This is a genomic window from Natronoflexus pectinivorans (genome assembly GCF_004345615.1).
Lineage (GTDB): Bacteria > Bacteroidota > Bacteroidia > Bacteroidales > Marinilabiliaceae > Natronoflexus > Natronoflexus pectinivorans.
Map to the genome: position 1 here is coordinate 290,936 of NZ_SLWK01000001.1, position 18,658 is coordinate 309,593.

The 18,658-nt window shown below is 41.7% G+C and carries 11 protein-coding genes and 1 tRNA gene; 1 reads left to right on the top strand and 11 read right to left on the bottom strand.

Translation table 11 applies throughout. The features are described 5' to 3' along the window. Positions 1-21 precede the first annotated feature (21 nt). The 10 genes from EV194_RS01160 to tatC all read right to left on the bottom strand — a co-directional run bounded on the left by EV194_RS01160 (position 22) and on the right by tatC (position 13,750). Entirely contained in the window at positions 22-981 is a 960-nt protein-coding gene (locus EV194_RS01160) for a pyridoxal-phosphate dependent enzyme (RefSeq protein ID WP_132431245.1), read from the bottom strand. A gap of 170 nt (positions 982-1,151) precedes the next feature. Beyond that, positions 1,152-3,359 (bottom strand): sodium-translocating pyrophosphatase, encoded by a 2,208-nt coding sequence (locus tag EV194_RS01165; protein ID WP_132431247.1) that lies wholly within the window; start codon positions 3,357-3,359, stop codon positions 1,152-1,154. Between the two features lie 472 nt (positions 3,360-3,831). Next, positions 3,832-6,861 (bottom strand): basic secretory protein-like protein, encoded by a 3,030-nt coding sequence (locus EV194_RS01170; protein ID WP_132431249.1) that lies wholly within the window; start codon positions 6,859-6,861, stop codon positions 3,832-3,834. 349 nt (positions 6,862-7,210) lie between these two features. Further along, on the bottom strand, positions 7,211-8,050 hold the full coding sequence (locus EV194_RS01175; protein ID WP_132431251.1) for an endonuclease/exonuclease/phosphatase family protein: 840 nt from the start codon (positions 8,048-8,050) through the stop codon (positions 7,211-7,213). 333 nt (positions 8,051-8,383) lie between these two features. Next, positions 8,384-9,598, bottom strand: coding sequence for an ATP-dependent Clp protease ATP-binding subunit ClpX (gene clpX / locus EV194_RS01180; RefSeq protein ID WP_132431253.1), 1,215 nt, complete (start codon positions 9,596-9,598; stop codon positions 8,384-8,386). Between the two features lie 11 nt (positions 9,599-9,609). Further along, positions 9,610-10,290 carry an ATP-dependent Clp endopeptidase proteolytic subunit ClpP gene (clpP, locus tag EV194_RS01185; RefSeq protein WP_132431255.1) on the bottom strand — a complete coding sequence of 227 codons (681 nt, stop codon included), beginning with the start codon at positions 10,288-10,290 and terminating at the stop codon, positions 9,610-9,612. Positions 10,291-10,360: 70 nt separating this feature from the next. Further along, complete coding sequence (gene tig / locus EV194_RS01190) at positions 10,361-11,722, bottom strand: trigger factor (RefSeq protein WP_132431258.1); 1,362 nt, start codon at positions 11,720-11,722, stop codon at positions 10,361-10,363. Between the two features lie 271 nt (positions 11,723-11,993). Then, positions 11,994-12,075, bottom strand: a tRNA-Leu gene (locus EV194_RS01195). Between the two features lie 74 nt (positions 12,076-12,149). Next, a complete protein-coding gene (lptB, locus tag EV194_RS01200) occupies positions 12,150-12,908 on the bottom strand; it encodes an LPS export ABC transporter ATP-binding protein (RefSeq protein WP_132431260.1) in 759 nt (252 codons plus the stop codon). A gap of 35 nt (positions 12,909-12,943) precedes the next feature. Continuing rightward, entirely contained in the window at positions 12,944-13,750 is an 807-nt protein-coding gene (gene tatC / locus EV194_RS01205) for a twin-arginine translocase subunit TatC (protein ID WP_132431262.1), read from the bottom strand. A 692-nt stretch (positions 13,751-14,442) separates the two neighbouring features. Here tatC and recQ point away from each other — a divergent pair. After that, positions 14,443-16,623 carry a DNA helicase RecQ gene (gene recQ, locus EV194_RS01210; RefSeq protein ID WP_132431264.1) on the top strand — a complete coding sequence of 727 codons (2,181 nt, stop codon included), beginning with the start codon at positions 14,443-14,445 and terminating at the stop codon, positions 16,621-16,623. Here recQ and EV194_RS01215 read toward each other — a convergent pair. Then, complete coding sequence (locus tag EV194_RS01215) at positions 16,620-18,656, bottom strand: ComEA family DNA-binding protein (RefSeq protein ID WP_165921773.1); 2,037 nt, start codon at positions 18,654-18,656, stop codon at positions 16,620-16,622. The genes recQ and EV194_RS01215 overlap by 4 nt on opposite strands. Positions 18,657-18,658 lie beyond the last annotated feature (2 nt).

Consider the following 18,658-nt stretch of genomic DNA (forward strand, 5'->3'; position numbering starts at 1 on the left):
AACAATTAATAAAGGTATGTATTAAAATTCAGCATCCCAAAAATCATATTTAGTCGTATCAATATTACCTCCGGTAATAATGATACCAATGCGTTTTCCTTCAAAAAACTCACGATTCTCCATAACAGCAGCCATTGGCACTGCCGAAGATGGTTCTGCAAGTATTCCGGCATGTTTTCTCAACATGATCATGGCCGCTTTTATCGATATTTCCGAAACAGTAAATATGTCGGTAACGTTCTTTTTTATTATTGAAAAAGTAAGATCACTTAAAGAAGTTCTTAAACCATCGGCAATTGTTTCAGGGTTAACGGATGGAACAACTTTTCCGGTGTGAAATGATTGGCAAGCGTCATCGGCATTTTCAGGTTCCGCTCCTATGACCATACACCCGGCGAATAAACCTTTGGTGGCAATTGAAGTACCGCTCAGCAACCCACCTCCACCAACGGGTGCCAAAACGCAATCCAGCTCTCCGGTATTCCTGAGCATCTCCAAAGCGGCAGTTCCCTGCCCACAAATCACATCATAATTGTCGTAAGGATGTATAAAAACAGCACCGGTATCCTTCACCACCTCTGTTAATGTATCTTCCCGTGATTGAAGTGTGGGTTCACAGAAAACAATCTTACCTCCAGAATTCCTAACATTCTCCACTTTGACTAAAGGTGCATTTTTGGGCATCACAATATGGGCATCAATTCCACGAAATGATGCCGCCAACGACAATGCAGCACCATGGTTCCCTGACGAATGTGTGGCCACTCCCTTTGCGGCCTCTTCTTCATCCAATCTAAAAACCGCATGGGTAGCTCCTCTAAACTTAAATGCGCCGGCCTTTTGCTGGTGCTCACATTTAAAAAAGACATGCCCATGCATCAATCGATTAATTATTGTGCTTTCAATTACAACGGTTTGCCGAATATATGGACGAATAAGTTCGGAAGCCTTGGTTATTTCCTCAAACGATGGATGATTCATAATGTAGATCTCTTTACTCAAATATAGTAAATCATCAGCATATAGCAACCTGAGTGAAATCAAGTTCCGGAACCTATAAAGTTAAAGCATCGGCAATGCCGATGCTTTAACTAATATAAACAACTTAACTCAAATCTACTTTTTTATGGCTATACAACTAAATTTCTACCTTATCCCAACCAAGGTTTAATGAGCGGATATGAAACCGCAATCCCAACAGTAACAACCGAAGCCATAACCATTAACTTAATAAGAATATTCAAGCTGGGTCCTGATGTATCTTTAAAAGGATCACCAACGGTATCACCAATCACTGTAGCCTTATGGATATCAGATCCTTTACCACCATGATGCCCCTCTTCGACATATTTTTTAGCATTATCCCATGCTCCACCGGCATTTGCCATAAATATGGCCAAAGCAAAACCACTGGATATTGTTCCCATCAATAACCCTGCTATACCAGGAACTCCAAAAACGATTCCAACAACTACAGGAATAAATAACGCTATTACAGATGGCAATAACATTTCCTTTTGAGCACCACGAGTTGAAATCTCAACACATCTCGCATAGTCAGGTTCTTCGGTGCCTTCCATTATTCCAGGACTTGCTTTAAACTGACGGCGAACTTCATCCACCATTTTTTGAGCTGCCCGTCCTACTGCATTCATCGTCATTCCGCTAAAAATGAAAACCGACATGACACCTAAAAATATTCCTGCAATGACAGTTGGGTTCATCAGGTGTATTTGATAATGCTGAACAAAATCAAGGAACTCAGCGTCAATTGCAGGTACGCCATTGATCAGTTCATTTGGCATATCGAGGAATTTCACGAACATCATACGCACCTCCTCAAAATATGATGCTAAAAGAGCAAGCGCTGTAAGCGCGGCACTTCCAATGGCAAAGCCTTTTCCTGTAGCTGCAGTTGTATTTCCTAAAGAATCCAAAGCATCAGTACGTTTACGAACCTCTTCTCCAAGATGACACATCTCTGCATTTCCTCCGGCATTATCAGCAATTGGGCCATATGCATCTGTGGCTAGGGTTATTCCAAGAGTTGAGAGCATACCCACAGCAGCAATTCCAATGCCATAAAGCCCCTTATTTAATTGTGACATGGTAAAGTCGAAGCCGGTTGCAAACGAGAAAGCAAGAGTAATACCCACCACAATAATAAGTAGAGGAACTGCGGCTGATATAAGTCCGGTTCCAATGCCACTTATAATAACTGTGGCAGGGCCGGACTCTCCGGACTCTGCTATTTTCTTTGTTGGCTTATAGGCAGACGCTGTAAAATACTCGGTAGACTGACCAATGGCAATTCCTGCCAAAAGGCCAGTTACAATGGATCCCCAAACTCCTGCATAGTTAGGCATATTCAAAAACCTCAGTATGAAGAATGAAGCTATTACAATTAAAAAGGCGCTAAAATTAACCCCAAACCCGAGCGACTTTAGCAGATCCTTTTGCGTGGCACCTTCTCGCGTACGAACCATGAAAACACCTGCTATGGATAAAAGTGTTCCTACAGCAGCAATCAACATGGGGGCTAACACCGCATTTAGCTGAACGGACTCATTATCGATATAGGCTGCAGCGCCCAATAAAGCCGTTGCTAAAATAGATGCGGCAAAAGACTCAAACAGATCGGCTCCCATTCCGGCAACATCCCCTACATTGTCTCCAACATTGTCGGCAATGGTTGCAGGATTCCGTGGATCATCTTCCGGTATCCCTGCCTCAACTTTCCCTACCAAATCTGCCCCAACATCTGCTGCTTTGGTATAAATACCTCCACCAACACGGGCAAACAATGCCTGTGTTGAGGCTCCCATACCAAATGTAAGCATAATGGCGGTGATGGTCATCAACTTATACCCTCCATCCATTTCAGGAATAAAATGGTTTAGAACCAAAAACCAGGCTGAGATGTCCAATAAAACCAAACCAACTACCACCAAGCCCATAACAGCCCCGCTTCGAAATGCCAGTTTGAGTCCGCCATTCAGCGAAGTACGACAAGCATTAGCCACCCTGGCCGATGCGTATGTAGCCGCTTTCATGCCAAAAAAACCTGCCAGCCCTGAAAAGGCACCTCCGGTAATAAAGGCAAAAGGCACCCATTTATTCTGAACGCCTAAACCATAAGCCAGTATTGAAAAAATTACTGTGATAACAAGGAACACAATGATTACAATTTTGTATTGCTGCTTTAAGTAGGCCGATGCTCCTTTTCGAACATGGGCAGCAATTCGTTTCATATCATCAGTTCCTTCGGAACTTTTCATCATTTGCCTGAAAAACCACCAGGCAAAAAAGAGCGCAAAAAGTGATGCAATTGGAACAATTACAAAAACTGAAGTAAGCATAGGCGATAGTTTTTAGTTATTCAATCTGATATTTTAAATTCTGATAAACAGCTAATTCTACAGATTGGATTCACAACTTCACATCCTTCCTATCCTAGAAACCAATATTCAAAAGATCAACCTCACTTTTCAAACCTAGAAAAACCAATAAATTTTGAGGTTAAAAATTCTTCGAATTTTTAACCTCTTTCCTCTCTTTTAAAGATAAAAAGAAATAATCGCTATCCCAAACGGGTTTTCGCACTATTTTATTAAAAAAGAGAATTTGCAAAATGAGTGTGATGCTTAAAAAGCTACATATTGCCCCTGGTTTGGTCATAAACAATTTTAAAAAGACATTGAGTCTTTTTTAACAATCAGCTCCAATATTAAATAGATTATACGATCGATAAACCAGAATGGTTATAGAAAAGAGAGATTTCAACAATGATAATCCATCTGCTTTACAGCAGATTTTTAGATATGGCCATGATTAAAATCCGGGCATCAGATTAAACCCAATTTCACCTCTGTGGAAACGTTGCTGAAAAAAAGGAACGGCGTAATAGGTTTCCAGCACCATAACTCCAAAAATATTAAATCGAAATGTGACACCTGTGCTCATTACCGGTATTCTGTTTTCATCACTGTTGGACGTTAGCGAAAAAACCGGAGCACTGGTTTCATCCCAGCTAATACCACCATCCATAAAAAGAGCCATTTCGCTAACGAATAGCCCTGAACGGACCATAGCAAAATCCATGGGCCCACTAAATGGTAACCTCCACTCAAAATTACCGAGCAACAATCTTGAACCAGCCAACTGATTAAAAGAGATGGATTGCCCCTCTACCGTTTCAGAAGAATAACTGGCAGAGGTATTGTACCCTCTGATCAACCAGGGGTATCCTAAAAACAACCTGTAAAACCTGTTGTCATCTGCATCTTGCCCATATCGACCGTAATGATAAACCCTGAGAGCAAAGCTATTCGGCCGAACAAACCAGTATTTACGGTAATCGAATAGAAAGCCCCGGTAATTCATATCGTTAAAATATTGTTCAGCCTGAACTCTGAAGCGATGCCCATCAACCGGAGAGGTTATACCAAAACGGGAATTATCCGACACAAAAGCCAAATCAAAAGTACCTACACCAAAGGAAGGCGGAGATTCTACCCGCTCTCCGGCAGCACTATAAGCAGGATAGTAAAAGGAGGGAGAGGATATGCGTTCGGTTCTATATGTGTAAAAAGCATAGGCAACGCCTGCTTCAATTCTACGGTATCGGTTTAATGGCCAATTTGAAAATGCAGCAAGTTTATCCTCGAAAATACGTCTGTTATAAAACACCAACTCTCCCCGGTCATTAAGATCCGGATCACCATTCTCGTAGGTATAATAACCGGTTCTGAATGGGATATGGGAGAAACTTCCACCTAAACGCAATCGCCGGCTCTGGTTCATATAAGCCAGCTGCCCACCAAAATCATGAATCCTTCCATTAATGCTCACAGCAGTATAAAGCAAGTTTCGTCCTAACATATCGCTAAAAAGAGCCTCCACACTTCCGGCCATTCCGGTTCCAAATCTCCCTGTGGCTACTCCAACACCCATATTTCCGATGTAATCAAGCTGAAATTGTCGCCTTAAGCGTGATTGGGCTACTTCTACCGGAGGCTTATACGATGGAGACATGTTTAACAGGTTTTGCTCCACCAGAGACAAATTAGCAGAGTAGGGAACCAGACGAGCCGCATGATTATCTTTTTGTCGATCTGAAATGGGTCTCGACAGCGACCACAAATTATCAAACGTAGTTTTGATAATTTGAAATTCACCTCCCCACAGCAGATTATAATAAAGGCTGTTTCCTCCAAACCCCATAGCCGGAGAAAGTTCTGTCATTCCTGTGATACCGGTAGGATAATCCGTTATTTGTCGCAAAAATCCTGTTTCAATCTCAAAGGCGTAAAGATTTCGCCGGCCATCGCGATTAGAGAGGAAGACCACATGACGGCCATCAGGAACCGGAACAGGGTTAAGGTTCCTAGCGCCATCAAACGTAAAATGGACAAAAGTCTCACCAGTTTCAATGCTCAGTTCGGCGATGTTGTAAAAACCTCCAGTGCGTGATGTTTGCCAGCGGGAAGGTTCATCGGTGGAAAACCAAATGGTTTTCCCATCGGGCGCCCAGGCAGGTTGTATACCTGCCCAATTGTTGCTGGTCAGGTTTCTGCAAGAGCCGCTTTCTAAATTCAACAGAAACAGGTCACTTTGTAGACCTGTTTGCCCCGAAAAAACAATACTACTACCATCCGGGGACCAGGCCGGATAGCTAATTGCTGAAACGCATTCGGGTGAGATTTCTCGTATCACCCTTAAACGTTCCACATCATATATGACCAAAACCGAACGTCCCTTTGAATAGGCAACAAAAGCAATGTGCCTATTATCGGGCGACCAGGTTCCGGCGGTTTCCAGAAAGTTTAGTGCATCAATTTCACTGTGGCGCGTAGAACTAAAAACTTTCTTTATGATATCTCCCGTAACAGCATCTGCCAGAAAAAGATCCAGCCCATAAATATCCTTTTCAGACAGGAAAATAATATATTTTCCGTCGGGACTAACAGATGGACTTAAATTATACCGTCCGGCATTTTGTCTGGTTATTAGCCGGTTTCCGATGATGTTATAAGTACTGTCATTAACATTCTCCAGCAAATGATTTCGCAAAGTTCGCTCCCAGTCTGCAGAAAAATCCTCCGGAGTTACAAACAAAACGTCTCTCAATGCCTGCCGGTAACCTTGTCGGGCTGTTGCACGAAACAAACGAAGAATATATTGTTCGCCATACTTGTAGCTCACATACGCCCAAAAAGCCTGCCCAAATCGATAAGGTGAATAACGGGGAGAGGCTGTCATTTGCTCTAACGTCGGAAAACTGTTTCGCATGAGAGCATCTCTCATCCAGATGGCTGTTTGTGCATCCACACTACCGATTGAGAGATATTCAGCCATTCCTTCAATCATCCACAATGGGATGTTTTGAATAGAGGATAATCCTGTGCCGTTTCCTGATGTTAGGTTATTAAACTGAAAAGCATGAACCAATTCATGCCCCAGAACGTGATTGGTTTGTTGCCAAGTAAAACCCATGGGCATCACAACCCTGTTCTTCAGCCCTTCTGTAACACCACCCACTCCAACTCCAATGTGGCTCATGATGGCGGTGGTTTGCTGAAAATCTGCATGATTATCGTAAAAAATAATCGGACTGCGGGTTATGAATGTATCAAGAAATATTTGCTGATGAAACCGATACCATCTTTCGGTCATTGCAGCCAATTGGTTTACCACAGAGTCATCTTCAAAATAGTGATAAATTTGAAAATGTGGTGTTTCTACCAACTGAAAATCAAAAGTGCGGTAAAAAGGTTTATTCTTCCCGAAATACTGACTGTAAACAGTTATCGGAAGAATTAGAAGAATCCCAGAAAGAACAATATACCTCAGCCACGACATCAATATAGGTGTTTTATAAAATTGCCTGTTAATACAGAGAATTAGATCCTTAGAAATTAGAATGATAGATCAGTATCAAGTCAAATATGAATTATCTCCCTCGCTCACCCCTAAGCCCGTTCGGCTGAGTATTCGACTGAGCTCACACCGAAGTCTCACACCGAAGCCAAGGGGAAAGCACCAAACGCACCAGGCATGCCCGTCATTTTATTGTTGTCTTAACACTAGACAAAAAGCCCTATAGCCAACTTTATAAAGTCAAAATTAACTCCATCTGTCCAAAAATCAGATCTAAATCCCAAATTTTTCGTTATTATCTTCATTACAATAATACTTTTAACAGACTAAATCATCTCAAGGTTACACGTACAACCACCGGCAAATGGTCGGATGGAAATCGTCCGTTTAAAAAATCGGTTAATGCTCCATACTTATGAACCCGGAAATGCTCAGATACAAATACAAAATCAATCCGGCTATTCAGAGGCGCATTCAAATCAAATCCATTAAAAGTGCCTACCGGCCCGTATGGAGGTAACTCAGTTATGTCATAAGCGTCATATAGAAAACTGTTAATAACGTTATATGGTTCAGTACCGGGAGTGGAATTTAAATCGGTGGTAAAAATAACAGGATAGCCATTGGCAATCTCTTCTATTTTAGTTCTCACAAGTGCTGATGACCTAATGCGAGCTTCACTCCCCCGATGATCGTAATGCGCATTAAAAACAAAAAGCGTATCTCCCGATGTGAAGTCCTTTAATTTTACCCAGGTGCAGATCCGATTCAATGCTGCATCCCAACCCCTTGAAGGGATGTCTGGTGTCTCACTCAGCCAGAAATCTCCATAATCCAACAAACCAAAACGGTCGGTTTTAAAAAAAATGGTCGAATGCTCTCCCCCTGATAAACCGTCGTCTCGTCCTCCTCCTACATAGGCAAACTCCTCCATCTCCGTTAGGTCTTCAATTTGATTAAATAGTAACTCCTGGGTTCCAATGATATCAAATTCATGATATCTGATCAGCTGCATCACAAAATCACGACGATTTGGCCACGCATTATCGCGATCTCGACGGGTATCATACCTCAAATTAAACGAGGACACATTAATCGGCAAGTTTTCCTGTGCTTCCGTTATAAGCACAGAAAACGAAATAATAAGTAGAAAAGCGAAACGAATTATCATAAAAAAATCAAGTTTTGTGAATTAACTAGTAAGTAGGAAAGATACATTTTAATTCAAAAAATTCAAAAACCATGCAAGGATGGAGGCACAGTGGAGATGAAACAGCTTTTTGATCTGGGGTGAATGAGGGGCGTAGACCTAATTGGCAAGGGCAGCAGGTTAAACATAATCCTTGCTAATTGCATTGAGTTGTATTCTATGCAGTAAGATGCCAGGGCTAACGCCCCTAAGATTAAACAAGATATTTTATCGGCGAAACATAAAATTCAGACAACCAGATACAAAAAAAAGGAATCTTACGATTCCTTTTTTTACTTCATTCATTTTATCTCATCAACCCGCTTTAAGAAGGGCAATGTTGGCCTTTTCGATCTTTTCACGGGCAAATTCAATGGTAATTTCCAGTTTTCCGGTCTTTTTTCCGGGGCTGTCAAACATGTGATCCATCATGATGGTTTCACAAATTGAACGCAAACCTCTGGCACCAAGTTTGAACTCCACTGCTTTATCCACAACATAATCCAGTGCCTCATCCTGAAAATGTAGCTCAATTTTGTCCATTTCGAACAACTTAACATACTGTTTTACTATGGAGTTTTTGGGTTCTGTCAGAATCTTTCGTAAAGTACTCCTGTCTAGAGGATTGAGATACGTAAGTATCGGCAAACGTCCGATGATTTCCGGAATCAGTCCAAAAGCTTTTAAATCTTGCGGTGCAATATATTGCAGCAAATTATCCGGATCAATGGCTTCACGGGTTTCCGAGGCTTTGTAACCAACCACTCTGGTGTTCAGTCTCTGCCCAATTTTACGTTGGATTCCATCAAAAGCTCCTCCACAAATAAAGAGGATGTTCTTTGTATCCACCGGGATCATTTTCTGGTCGGGATGCTTACGCCCTCCCTGTGGCGGCACATTTACAACTGCTCCTTCCAATAATTTCAACAATCCCTGCTGAACACCTTCACCAGACACATCCCTTGTGATGGATGGATTATCGCCTTTTCTTGCAATTTTATCTATCTCATCAATGAATACAATACCCTTTTGAGCAGCTTCTACATTATAGTCGGCAGCCTGCAGCAGTCGCGTAAGAATGCTCTCGATGTCCTCTCCCACGTAACCTGCTTCGGTAAGCACCGTGGCATCTACAATGGTAAAAGGAACATGTAACATTCTGGCGATGGTACGAGCCAGTAGTGTTTTTCCCGTACCTGTTTCCCCAACCAGCACAATGTTAGATTTTTCAATCTCCACATCATCATTGGATGATGGCTGCATCAACCTCTTATAGTGATTATAAACAGCTACCGAAAGATACTTTTTCGCTTCATCCTGACCAATGACATATTGATCCAGAAACTTTTTAATCTCCTTTGGTTTTAACAGATCAATGCCTTTTACGTCAAAAGAATCATTTTTCTTAAACTCCTCTTCAACAATGGCTTTGGCCTGCTCAACACAACTGTCGCAGATGTGTCCGGACACACCTGCGATCAGCAAATTGGTATCTTTACGGCTCCTGCCGCAAAATGAACATTTATCCATAAAACTATCCTCTACTTCTTCTTCTCACGAATCAACACATCATCGATCATTCCGTATGCTTTTGCTTCTTCAGCAGTCATCCAGAAGTCACGGTCAGAGTCTTTTTCTATCTTCTTGTAAGTATTACCTGAATGTTCGGCAATGATGGTGTATAACTCTTTTCTGAGTTTTACAATTTCTCTTGTGGTAATTTCAATATCAACGGATTGTCCCTGAGCACCACCCATCGGCTGATGGATCATGATACGAGAGTGCTTCAAAGCAGAACGTTTCCCTTTAGTTCCGGCAGTAAGAAGAACTGCTCCCATGGATGCCGCCATTCCGGTACATATGGTTGCCACATCAGAAGAGATGTACTGCATGGTGTCATAAATACCTAATCCTGCATATACCGAACCACCAGGGGTATTAAAATAAATTGAAATATCCTTTGTTGGATCTGCAGAGTCAAGATACAGTAACTGAGCCTGAATGATATTGGCCACATAATCGTCGACGGGTAAACCAAGGAAAATGATTCTGTCCATCATCAGTCTGGAAAAAACATCCATACTGGCAATATTAAGCTGACGCTCCTCAATAATAGTGGGTGATATGTAGCTGTTGGCAATAGACATGTACTTGTCCATCACCATACTATTGATACCTATATGCTTGGTAGCGTATTTGTAAAAATCCTTAGGGTCACTCATATTGTGTCAAATTAATGTTAGTAATCCGCTAATTTAATAAATGTTTTGCTCACATCTTTCGCGAACACCATTAATTGTTCTCAAAGAGTTTATTAAACTCTTCGCGTGAAATCTCCTTGGGATCGAGTTTAACTGACTCTTTCACAAACTCCATCACCTTCTCAGAAAGCGCGCCTTCGGCAAATCTGCGTCCATGATCCTGATTTTTCATCATATCCATGGCGTATCCTTCAATGTGCTCATCGGGAAGATTGGTTAAACCATACTGCATGAACTGAACACGAGCCGATTTTTTGGCAAACTCAACCACATCTTTTTCCTCAATTTTCAATTCATTGGTGCGGATGATTTCATTTCTGATCAGTTGCCATTTCAGATCCTCAAGGAATTTAGGCATATCGTTATCAATCTGCTCATCAGAAATTTGCTCTTCACCTCTGTTGGTGGCTTTCATCCAACGCTTCAGGAATTCCGCAGGCAAATCCATTTCGATTTTACCTGTTAATTTTTCCCGTGCATCGGCAGAAAATCTGTATTCAGACTCCATTTCAAAAGTCTTTTGCATATCTTCCTTCACCCGTGTTTTCATTTCCTCTTCGGAAGTAACTTTTCCTTCTCCAAAAAGTTTGTCAAATAGCTCCTGGTTAAGTTCAGGATCAACATGTTCAGTGATCTCCTTAATGGTAAAGCGGAATGATCCTGACACATCAGCAGCCTGCTCTTTGGTTACTTTCAGAAGATAAGAGATCTCTGTATCGTTGGGGAATGCCTTTTTGGGATCGAAAACGATGTCGTCACCTACTTTTTTACCAACAAACTCTTTCTTTGCTTTGTCATCTTTTATGATGGCCAGTGACATCACTGAATCTTCAGCGTTAATGCCCTCTTCGATGGCATTTCCTTCGGCATCAATTTGCACAAAGTCACCTTTCACCAACGACTCCTCACCAACAACATCAACATTCTGGCTGGTTCCAAAACGGCTGGTCAGGGTTTTAATTTGCCCATCCACCATGTCATTAGTTACTTCGATGGTATAGTAAGGAATTTTTTCTCTTTTTGTCAGTTTCACCTCAACCTGCGGAGAAAGGGCGATGTCGAAAGCAAACTCAAAACTATCCTGTGTATCGAAATCTATGGGTTGTTGCGACTCACTAGGAAGAGGCTCACCCAATATATTCAATTCATTGTCGGTTAAATATTTTGAAAGATTTTCAGAAACCAGCTTATTGATTTCATCAACTAAAACAGCATTCCCATACATCTTTTTTACAAGACCTGAAGGCACCTTTCCGGGACGAAACCCTGGCATACTGGCTTTTTTCTGGTATGATTTCAACACGTCAGCCACACGCTTTTCATAATCGTCCTTTTCGATGGTCAGTTTAATTACCGCGTTAAGGTCGTCAATGTTTTCCCTTACAATATTCATTCGAAAATAGTTAAAAATTAGTTATGAATTGGCCGAATTGACCACTCTGCATCACAAAGCAGCCAGTTTTGGTTCTATTATTTCAGCGCAAAGATAATGAAGCATTTACAATGTAACAAGTATGCCATTGACATTCCCCTCAGTTGAACAGCTTTTATCTGCTAAAAAAATCAAAATATTAAGGGGATTTCTTAATTGTAATATGCAGAAATTACAAAACCGCCTACTCCCGATTATAAGTCGTTCGTCAGGCGGTTTTATCCTTTTAAAGTGCGGACGAAGGGACTCGAACCCCCACGCCTTACGGCACTAGATCCTAAGTCTAGCGCGGCTACCAATTACGCCACGTCCGCTTAATTGCGGTGCAAAAATAGATGCTTTTTTTTAATTCGCCAAAACATCCACCGCTTTTTTTTGAAAAAAATCATCATTCTACCTGAAAAGTTCTTCTGCGCAAGATGAAATCATCTCCCAGGTATACTCTTCTCACATCGGGATCTTCAGCCAGCTCTTCGGCACTTCCTGCTTTAAGAATATCTCCTTCGAACAGCAAGTAGGCTCTATCGGTAATCGATAAAGTTTCATGCACGTTATGGTCGGTGATCAGAATTCCTATATTCTTAAATTTCAGCTTGGCAACAATCTCCTGAATATCCCTTACCGCAATAGGGTCTACTCCTGCAAAAGGCTCATCCAAAAGAATAAATTTAGGATTAATTGCCAGAGCTCTGGCAATTTCAGTACGCCTGCGCTCTCCCCCGGAAAGCTGTATACCTTTACTTTTACGTATGTGAGTAAGACTAAATTCCTCTAACAGCTCCTCGACCCTGTGCTTTTGATAATCCTTGGAAAATTTGGTCATTTCCAAAACCGATCTGATGTTGTCTTCAACACTCATTGTACGAAAAACACTGGCCTCCTGAGCCAGATAACCGATTCCTTTTTGAGCACGTTTGTAAACGGGCTCCCTGGTAATTCGCTCTTCGTTGAGATAAATCTCTCCCGCGTTTGGTTCAATCAGACCTACCATCATATAAAAAGTGGTGGTTTTTCCGGCTCCATTTGGCCCCAACAGTCCCACAATCTCGCCTTGCTTAACCTCAACCGAAACACCTTTTACTACCGTCCGGTTTTTGTATCTCTTAACCAGATCCTTTGTATGTAATATTAAACCCTGATCTTCCATAAAATCTTAGCTATATCAGTTTTTAAACCGGCGTACTATGCCATGGCTTTTTTCTTCTCTACTCTTTTAGCAATAACTATACCAGCTTCGTATAAAACAATCAGCGGTAAACAAACCATTATTTGGCTGATCATATCGGGAGGTGTGATAATGGCTGCCAGAGCAAGGACTACTACAATTGCGTGCCTGCGATACTTTTTAAGAAATTCAGCAGTTACCAACCCAACCTTGCTAAGAAAATATATAAATATTGGTAACTCAAACATCACCCCACTTGCCAGAACTATAGAAGAGATGGTAGATACATAGGAACCAAAGTTAATGATGTTCTCCACGCTTTCACTTACCTGATAGTTACCAAGAAAATAGACTGACAGAGGTGTAATGACATAATAGGCAAACAGGATTCCTAGTGAAAAAAGAATACTGGCAAAAAATATTGCACCCCGACTGTGCTTCACCTCATTTTCGTATAAAGCAGGCCTCACAAACCTCCAGAATTCCCAAAAGATATAAGGAAATGAGATTACCAGCCCGGTAATAAAAGCCACCCAAATGTGCATTACAAACTGTCCTGACATCTGGATATTCTGAAATTTCAGCTGTTCCTGGTTGATGCATAAAACAGGAAGGTTGAGGGCTTCAGAAATGCGACACAATAATTGATTGGTAAAAAAATCCGGCCGACTGGGACCCAGAATCACCACATCAAATACAAAGTTTTTAAAAACAAAAGCAAGTATCGCAAACACAAATATTGAGGCGAACGAACGAATAATGTGCCATCTCAACTCTTCAAGATGATCAAGAAATGACATTTCAGTTTTTTCTTTTTTAGCCATAACAGGGATTTAATCTTTCAGCCATCGGTTAATTTGCATTTAAAATACAAATTAATAAAGTGCGAAGATAATGTGCTAACTGTTATTGCGAAAATTATTTTTAGAAATAATGCTGGCTTGACCTATTTAGGTCACAGGCAATCACAATAGATTCGGTAAAAAAATCAACCCGATTATCATTTTTTTGTAACAACTGATTGTTGGATATGATAAAAAGTTTTTATAATTTCAATAATAGTTTTAAAAAAGGTAATTACCATTTATCAACTCTGGGGTTCTATTAAACCAAGCCATCTTATTATAGATTTAAGGTATAATGTTACATTATACCTTTTCAGGGAAATATACCCACAACAAGAATAAGATACCAATTAAAAGGAAAATGAATATTTTCATTTCAGCATGAAGAAATTAAACCTTACAAAATCGTACGGTTTAAAAATTAAGCAACCGGGAGTTGGCTGAAATCAGGAACACTTCCGGTACAATATCACAATTTAATACAAGAATAAAGTCCCCCGGAATAGAGAATTACATGATGTTATTGTATCAAAAACAATGTGATTCACAGGAAGACCGAAATTCGGTTATTTTAGATTATATTTGTCTGTTTTTTTGAGAGATGGGAAAAATCCGGCTCTGGTAAGCCGAAAGTTAGTTGAATTTAAAAAGGAGAACACGCGATCTAAGTTATGACTAAACAGATCAACTTAAAAGCTCACTTGAAGCAACATTTTGGTTTCGAAACCTTTAAAGGAAATCAGGAAGAAATTATAAAAAATGTTCTTGCAGGTAATGATACATTTGTATTGATGCCAACAGGTGGCGGAAAATCACTTTGCTACCAATTGCCATCCATGATTTTGGATGGCACGGCCATCATCATCTCCCCCCTTATTGCCCTGATGAAGAACCAGGTTGATGCCATGAGAAATTTTGGAGAAGATGACGGGATCGCTCACTTTCTGAACTCTTCCTTAACCAAATCTGCCATTACGCAGGTTAAGGAAGACGTATTGTCGGGGAAAACCAAGTTGTTATACGTTGCTCCTGAATCATTGACAAAAGAGGAGAACATACTTTTTCTCAAACAGGTTAAAATATCGTTTTACGCGGTTGATGAGGCTCATTGTATTTCCGAATGGGGTCACGATTTCCGCCCGGAGTATCGCCGCATTCGTCCCATCATCAATGAAATTGGAAATGCTCCACTGATCGCCTTAACAGCCACTGCTACGCCAAAAGTTCAGCATGACATACAAAAAACGCTGGGAATGTTGAATGCCTGCGTTTTTAAATCATCATTTAACAGGCCCAATCTCTACTACGAAGTAAAACCAAAAGTTCATGCTTCGAAGGAGATCATTAGGATTCTGAAGGAGAACATAGGAAAATCGGCCATCATCTATTGCCTGAGCAGAAAAAAAGTAGAAGAATTAGCGGAAATGCTCATTGTAAACGGGATTAAGGCTTTGCCTTATCATGCCGGGATGGACGCTTCCACCAGATCGGGAAATCAGGATAAGTTCCTGCACGAGGAGGTTGATGTCATTGTAGCCACCATAGCATTTGGAATGGGTATTGACAAACCCGATGTACGCATTGTTATGCACTACGACATTCCCAAAAGCCTTGAAGGCTATTACCAGGAAACAGGTCGTGCCGGACGAGATGGCGGAGAGGGTCGTTGCATCACTTTCTACAGCTACAAAGACATACAGAAGCTGGAGAAGTTTATGCAAGGCAAACCATTGGCCGAGCAGGAGATCGGGAAACAGTTGCTGTTTGAAACCGTCGCCTATGCCGAAACCTCTCTTTGCCGCAGAAAACTTCTGCTTCACTATTTTGGTGAGACCTACAAGGAAGATAACTGTGACACCTGTGATAACTGCCTGCATCCAAAAGAACAATTCGATGGACAGGACTCCATTGTGAAAATGATTAAGGTAATACAAGTTATCAAGGAAAAATTCAAAGCAGAACACGTGGTGGATATCCTCACAGGAAGAGTCACCAGCAGTGTAAAATCTTACAACCATGAAGATTTGGAACTCTTTGCATCCGGCAAAGAGGAGGATGGAAAATATTGGAATGCCGTAATACGGCACGCACTTATTGCGGGACTCATCACCAAAGAGATTGAGAACTATGGTTTATTGAGAATCAGCGAAAAAGGGCTTGATTATCTTGTCAAACCTTTTCCGATCATGCTGACCAAAAACCATGATTATGATGAAATGGAGCAGGAAACCAGAACTGCCGGAGGAACAGCAGCGGTTGACCCTCAGCTTTTTTCAATGCTCAAGGACTTGCGGAAGCTCATCTCCAAAAAGCTCAACCTTCCCCCATTTGTGATTTTTCAGGATCCTTCACTTGAGGCCATGTCAACCTACTATCCCATTACGCTGGATGAACTCCAGAATATGCCGGGCGTTGGAGCAGGTAAAGCCAAACGCTTTGGGAAGGATTTTGTGGATTTGATAAAAAGACATGTGGACGAAAACGAGCTTGACAGACCCATTGATTTGGTCGTAAAGTCTGTTGCCAACAAATCCAAACTAAAAATCTCTATCATTCAAAGCATCGACAGGCAGGTACCCCTTGATGACATTGCCGAAAGCAAAGGCATAGAGATGAATGACCTCTTGAAAGAGCTGGAATCGATCGTTTACAGTGGAACCAGGGTCAACATTGACTACCATATTGATCAGGTGATGGATGAAGATCATCGCGATGATATTTTCCTCTATTTTAAAGAGGACGCGGAGACAGACGATGTTGCCTCAGCATTGGATGAGTTAGGTGAAGAAGAGTATTCAGAGGAAGAGATCAGGATGGTGCGCATCAAATTTATTTCTGAAGTAGGGAATTAAAATCTCTTTCGTACCTGAAAACGAACCTCCCTGCTAACGTTCCCTGGAATGGTCATATTTCCTGAACCTATAGTTTCCCTGTTGGCATAATGCCAACGGGAAAATCTCACCCACAAATCCAGTCGACGAAGTGGTGTATATTTAACCATGGCAACCACTCTGTTTCCAACTCCATAATAAGAAGGAACACTAAAGCTGTAAAGCAAGTCGGGTTCGTATGCGTAAATTCTCGTCTCATAATCTTCAACATCCATCATGGCATACCTGAGAGTCGCATTCCACTTTTCACCCGGATGCCGGTAGCGGATATCCTGTGCCAGAAGAAAGCCGGGTGATTCAGCTCTTTCACCAAACCTGGAAACATAATGAAAGTCAGCTCGAGTTGTAAAACTCCAGGTGTTATCTGGAGAATATCGGGTTTGCAATCTGAACTGGTTTTGAACAAGCTCCCCGGTTTCATATCCCGGATTATCCATGGGAACATTCACAACCTTGTTGCGATGGCGGTATCTCAATAAATTCTCCCATCCTCTTGATGGACGATGGGTTAAAACAGACAGAAAATCATATCCATTGGATGGCGATTTGGTTTGAAACCTGAGCCAGTTGTGTTCGAAATAGTCAATGTAAGCCGATAAAGAGAGGCCTGCCGGCAACCCCAACTCCATTCCGGCGTAAAATCCCGACTCTCCGGCCGGATTCCCGGCTTCCGTTAGCGGAGCTCCAAGCGGAGCAATGAAATCAACCGGAATGCGACGATAGGCCATTGCCATGTTGAGTTGACCCGATAAGGCAAAGAGTGTTCCGGTCCAGAGAGCCGGCTCGGGGTTGTCGTTAAAAGCAACCTCCCCAAACCAATACACATTATAAATGCTGCCTTGCCATCCAAACCATCCATTTTGATTTTTTCGTCCCCTGAAATAGTGAATATTGTATGGCCGGTCAACCGGGTAGAGTGGATGCTCCAACTCATAGTGCAGAAAGCCTCCATCTAAAATAAAACGCCCTGCATGCCATCTGACAGATATGCCGTAAATCTCCTCCAAGGTGGTTTTGCGTTGCTCAAGCTCTGTTAAAGTGCGATGAAACCCATCTGTTTTGATGCTTGTGATAAATCTGTTCCCACCATCATCTTCGCTGATTCTTCCGCCAACATTCTGAATGGAAACAAATGGAACAATCGTGAAATTATCCGTTCCAAAAGCAATCAATCCCCCATTGAGCCCACCACCTTCGGCAACTGAAAGTGAAGGACGGTAGGCAGGATGGCGATTGCGGATGGAAGTTGTCATGGAACTTTTACGTGGAGCCATGGCAGTTTGCAAAACCAATCCTTGTCCAGTGCTCATGCGGTACTGGCCAACAATTACCTGCTTAACAATTCCATTGGGTTTCCACGACAAATACCCGGAAACATAATCAAGCGTATTTATCTGATTATTGAACATGGGTTCTCCGGCATCTTTTTCAGTCACAAACCCCAGCTCCACATCACGCATCGGCTCAATTTCCATTCGTGAATAGAGTTTCAGTTTATTTCCCTGAAAAGGAGTGGTACCATCTTCCCTTTCACGGTATCCCGAAGGCGTTTCCAGCACCCATTGGGTGCGCAGAAACAGGTCTCCCCTGCGACGAAAAAAGCGATGATCTTCATCCAGCTCTTCATCAAACAACAGCAACGGCTCAAGCAACATTATGGTACGTCGATCCAGCCCTTCAACAGCCTGTAGATCAAAAATTGTAACAAACTTCTCTAATTGATATCTTCGGAAAAGGATGGCTTCAATCTGGATGTCATTCAGGAAAAAAATCTGTTCCAGATCTTCACGTCTAGCCCGGTTAATTTTCACAGGGTTACGTGCCAAACGGATCAGTTCTTCGGTGAACCAGGTGAGGTCGACATCTTCATCCAAATCAGCTGCCAGGCTTTCCATTATTTCTGATGCCCATAAACGCACGTCATCCTCATTTTGCCCGGCAGCAAAATGAAACATGCAAATAAAAACAATCCAAATAACTGATATTCTGACCATGG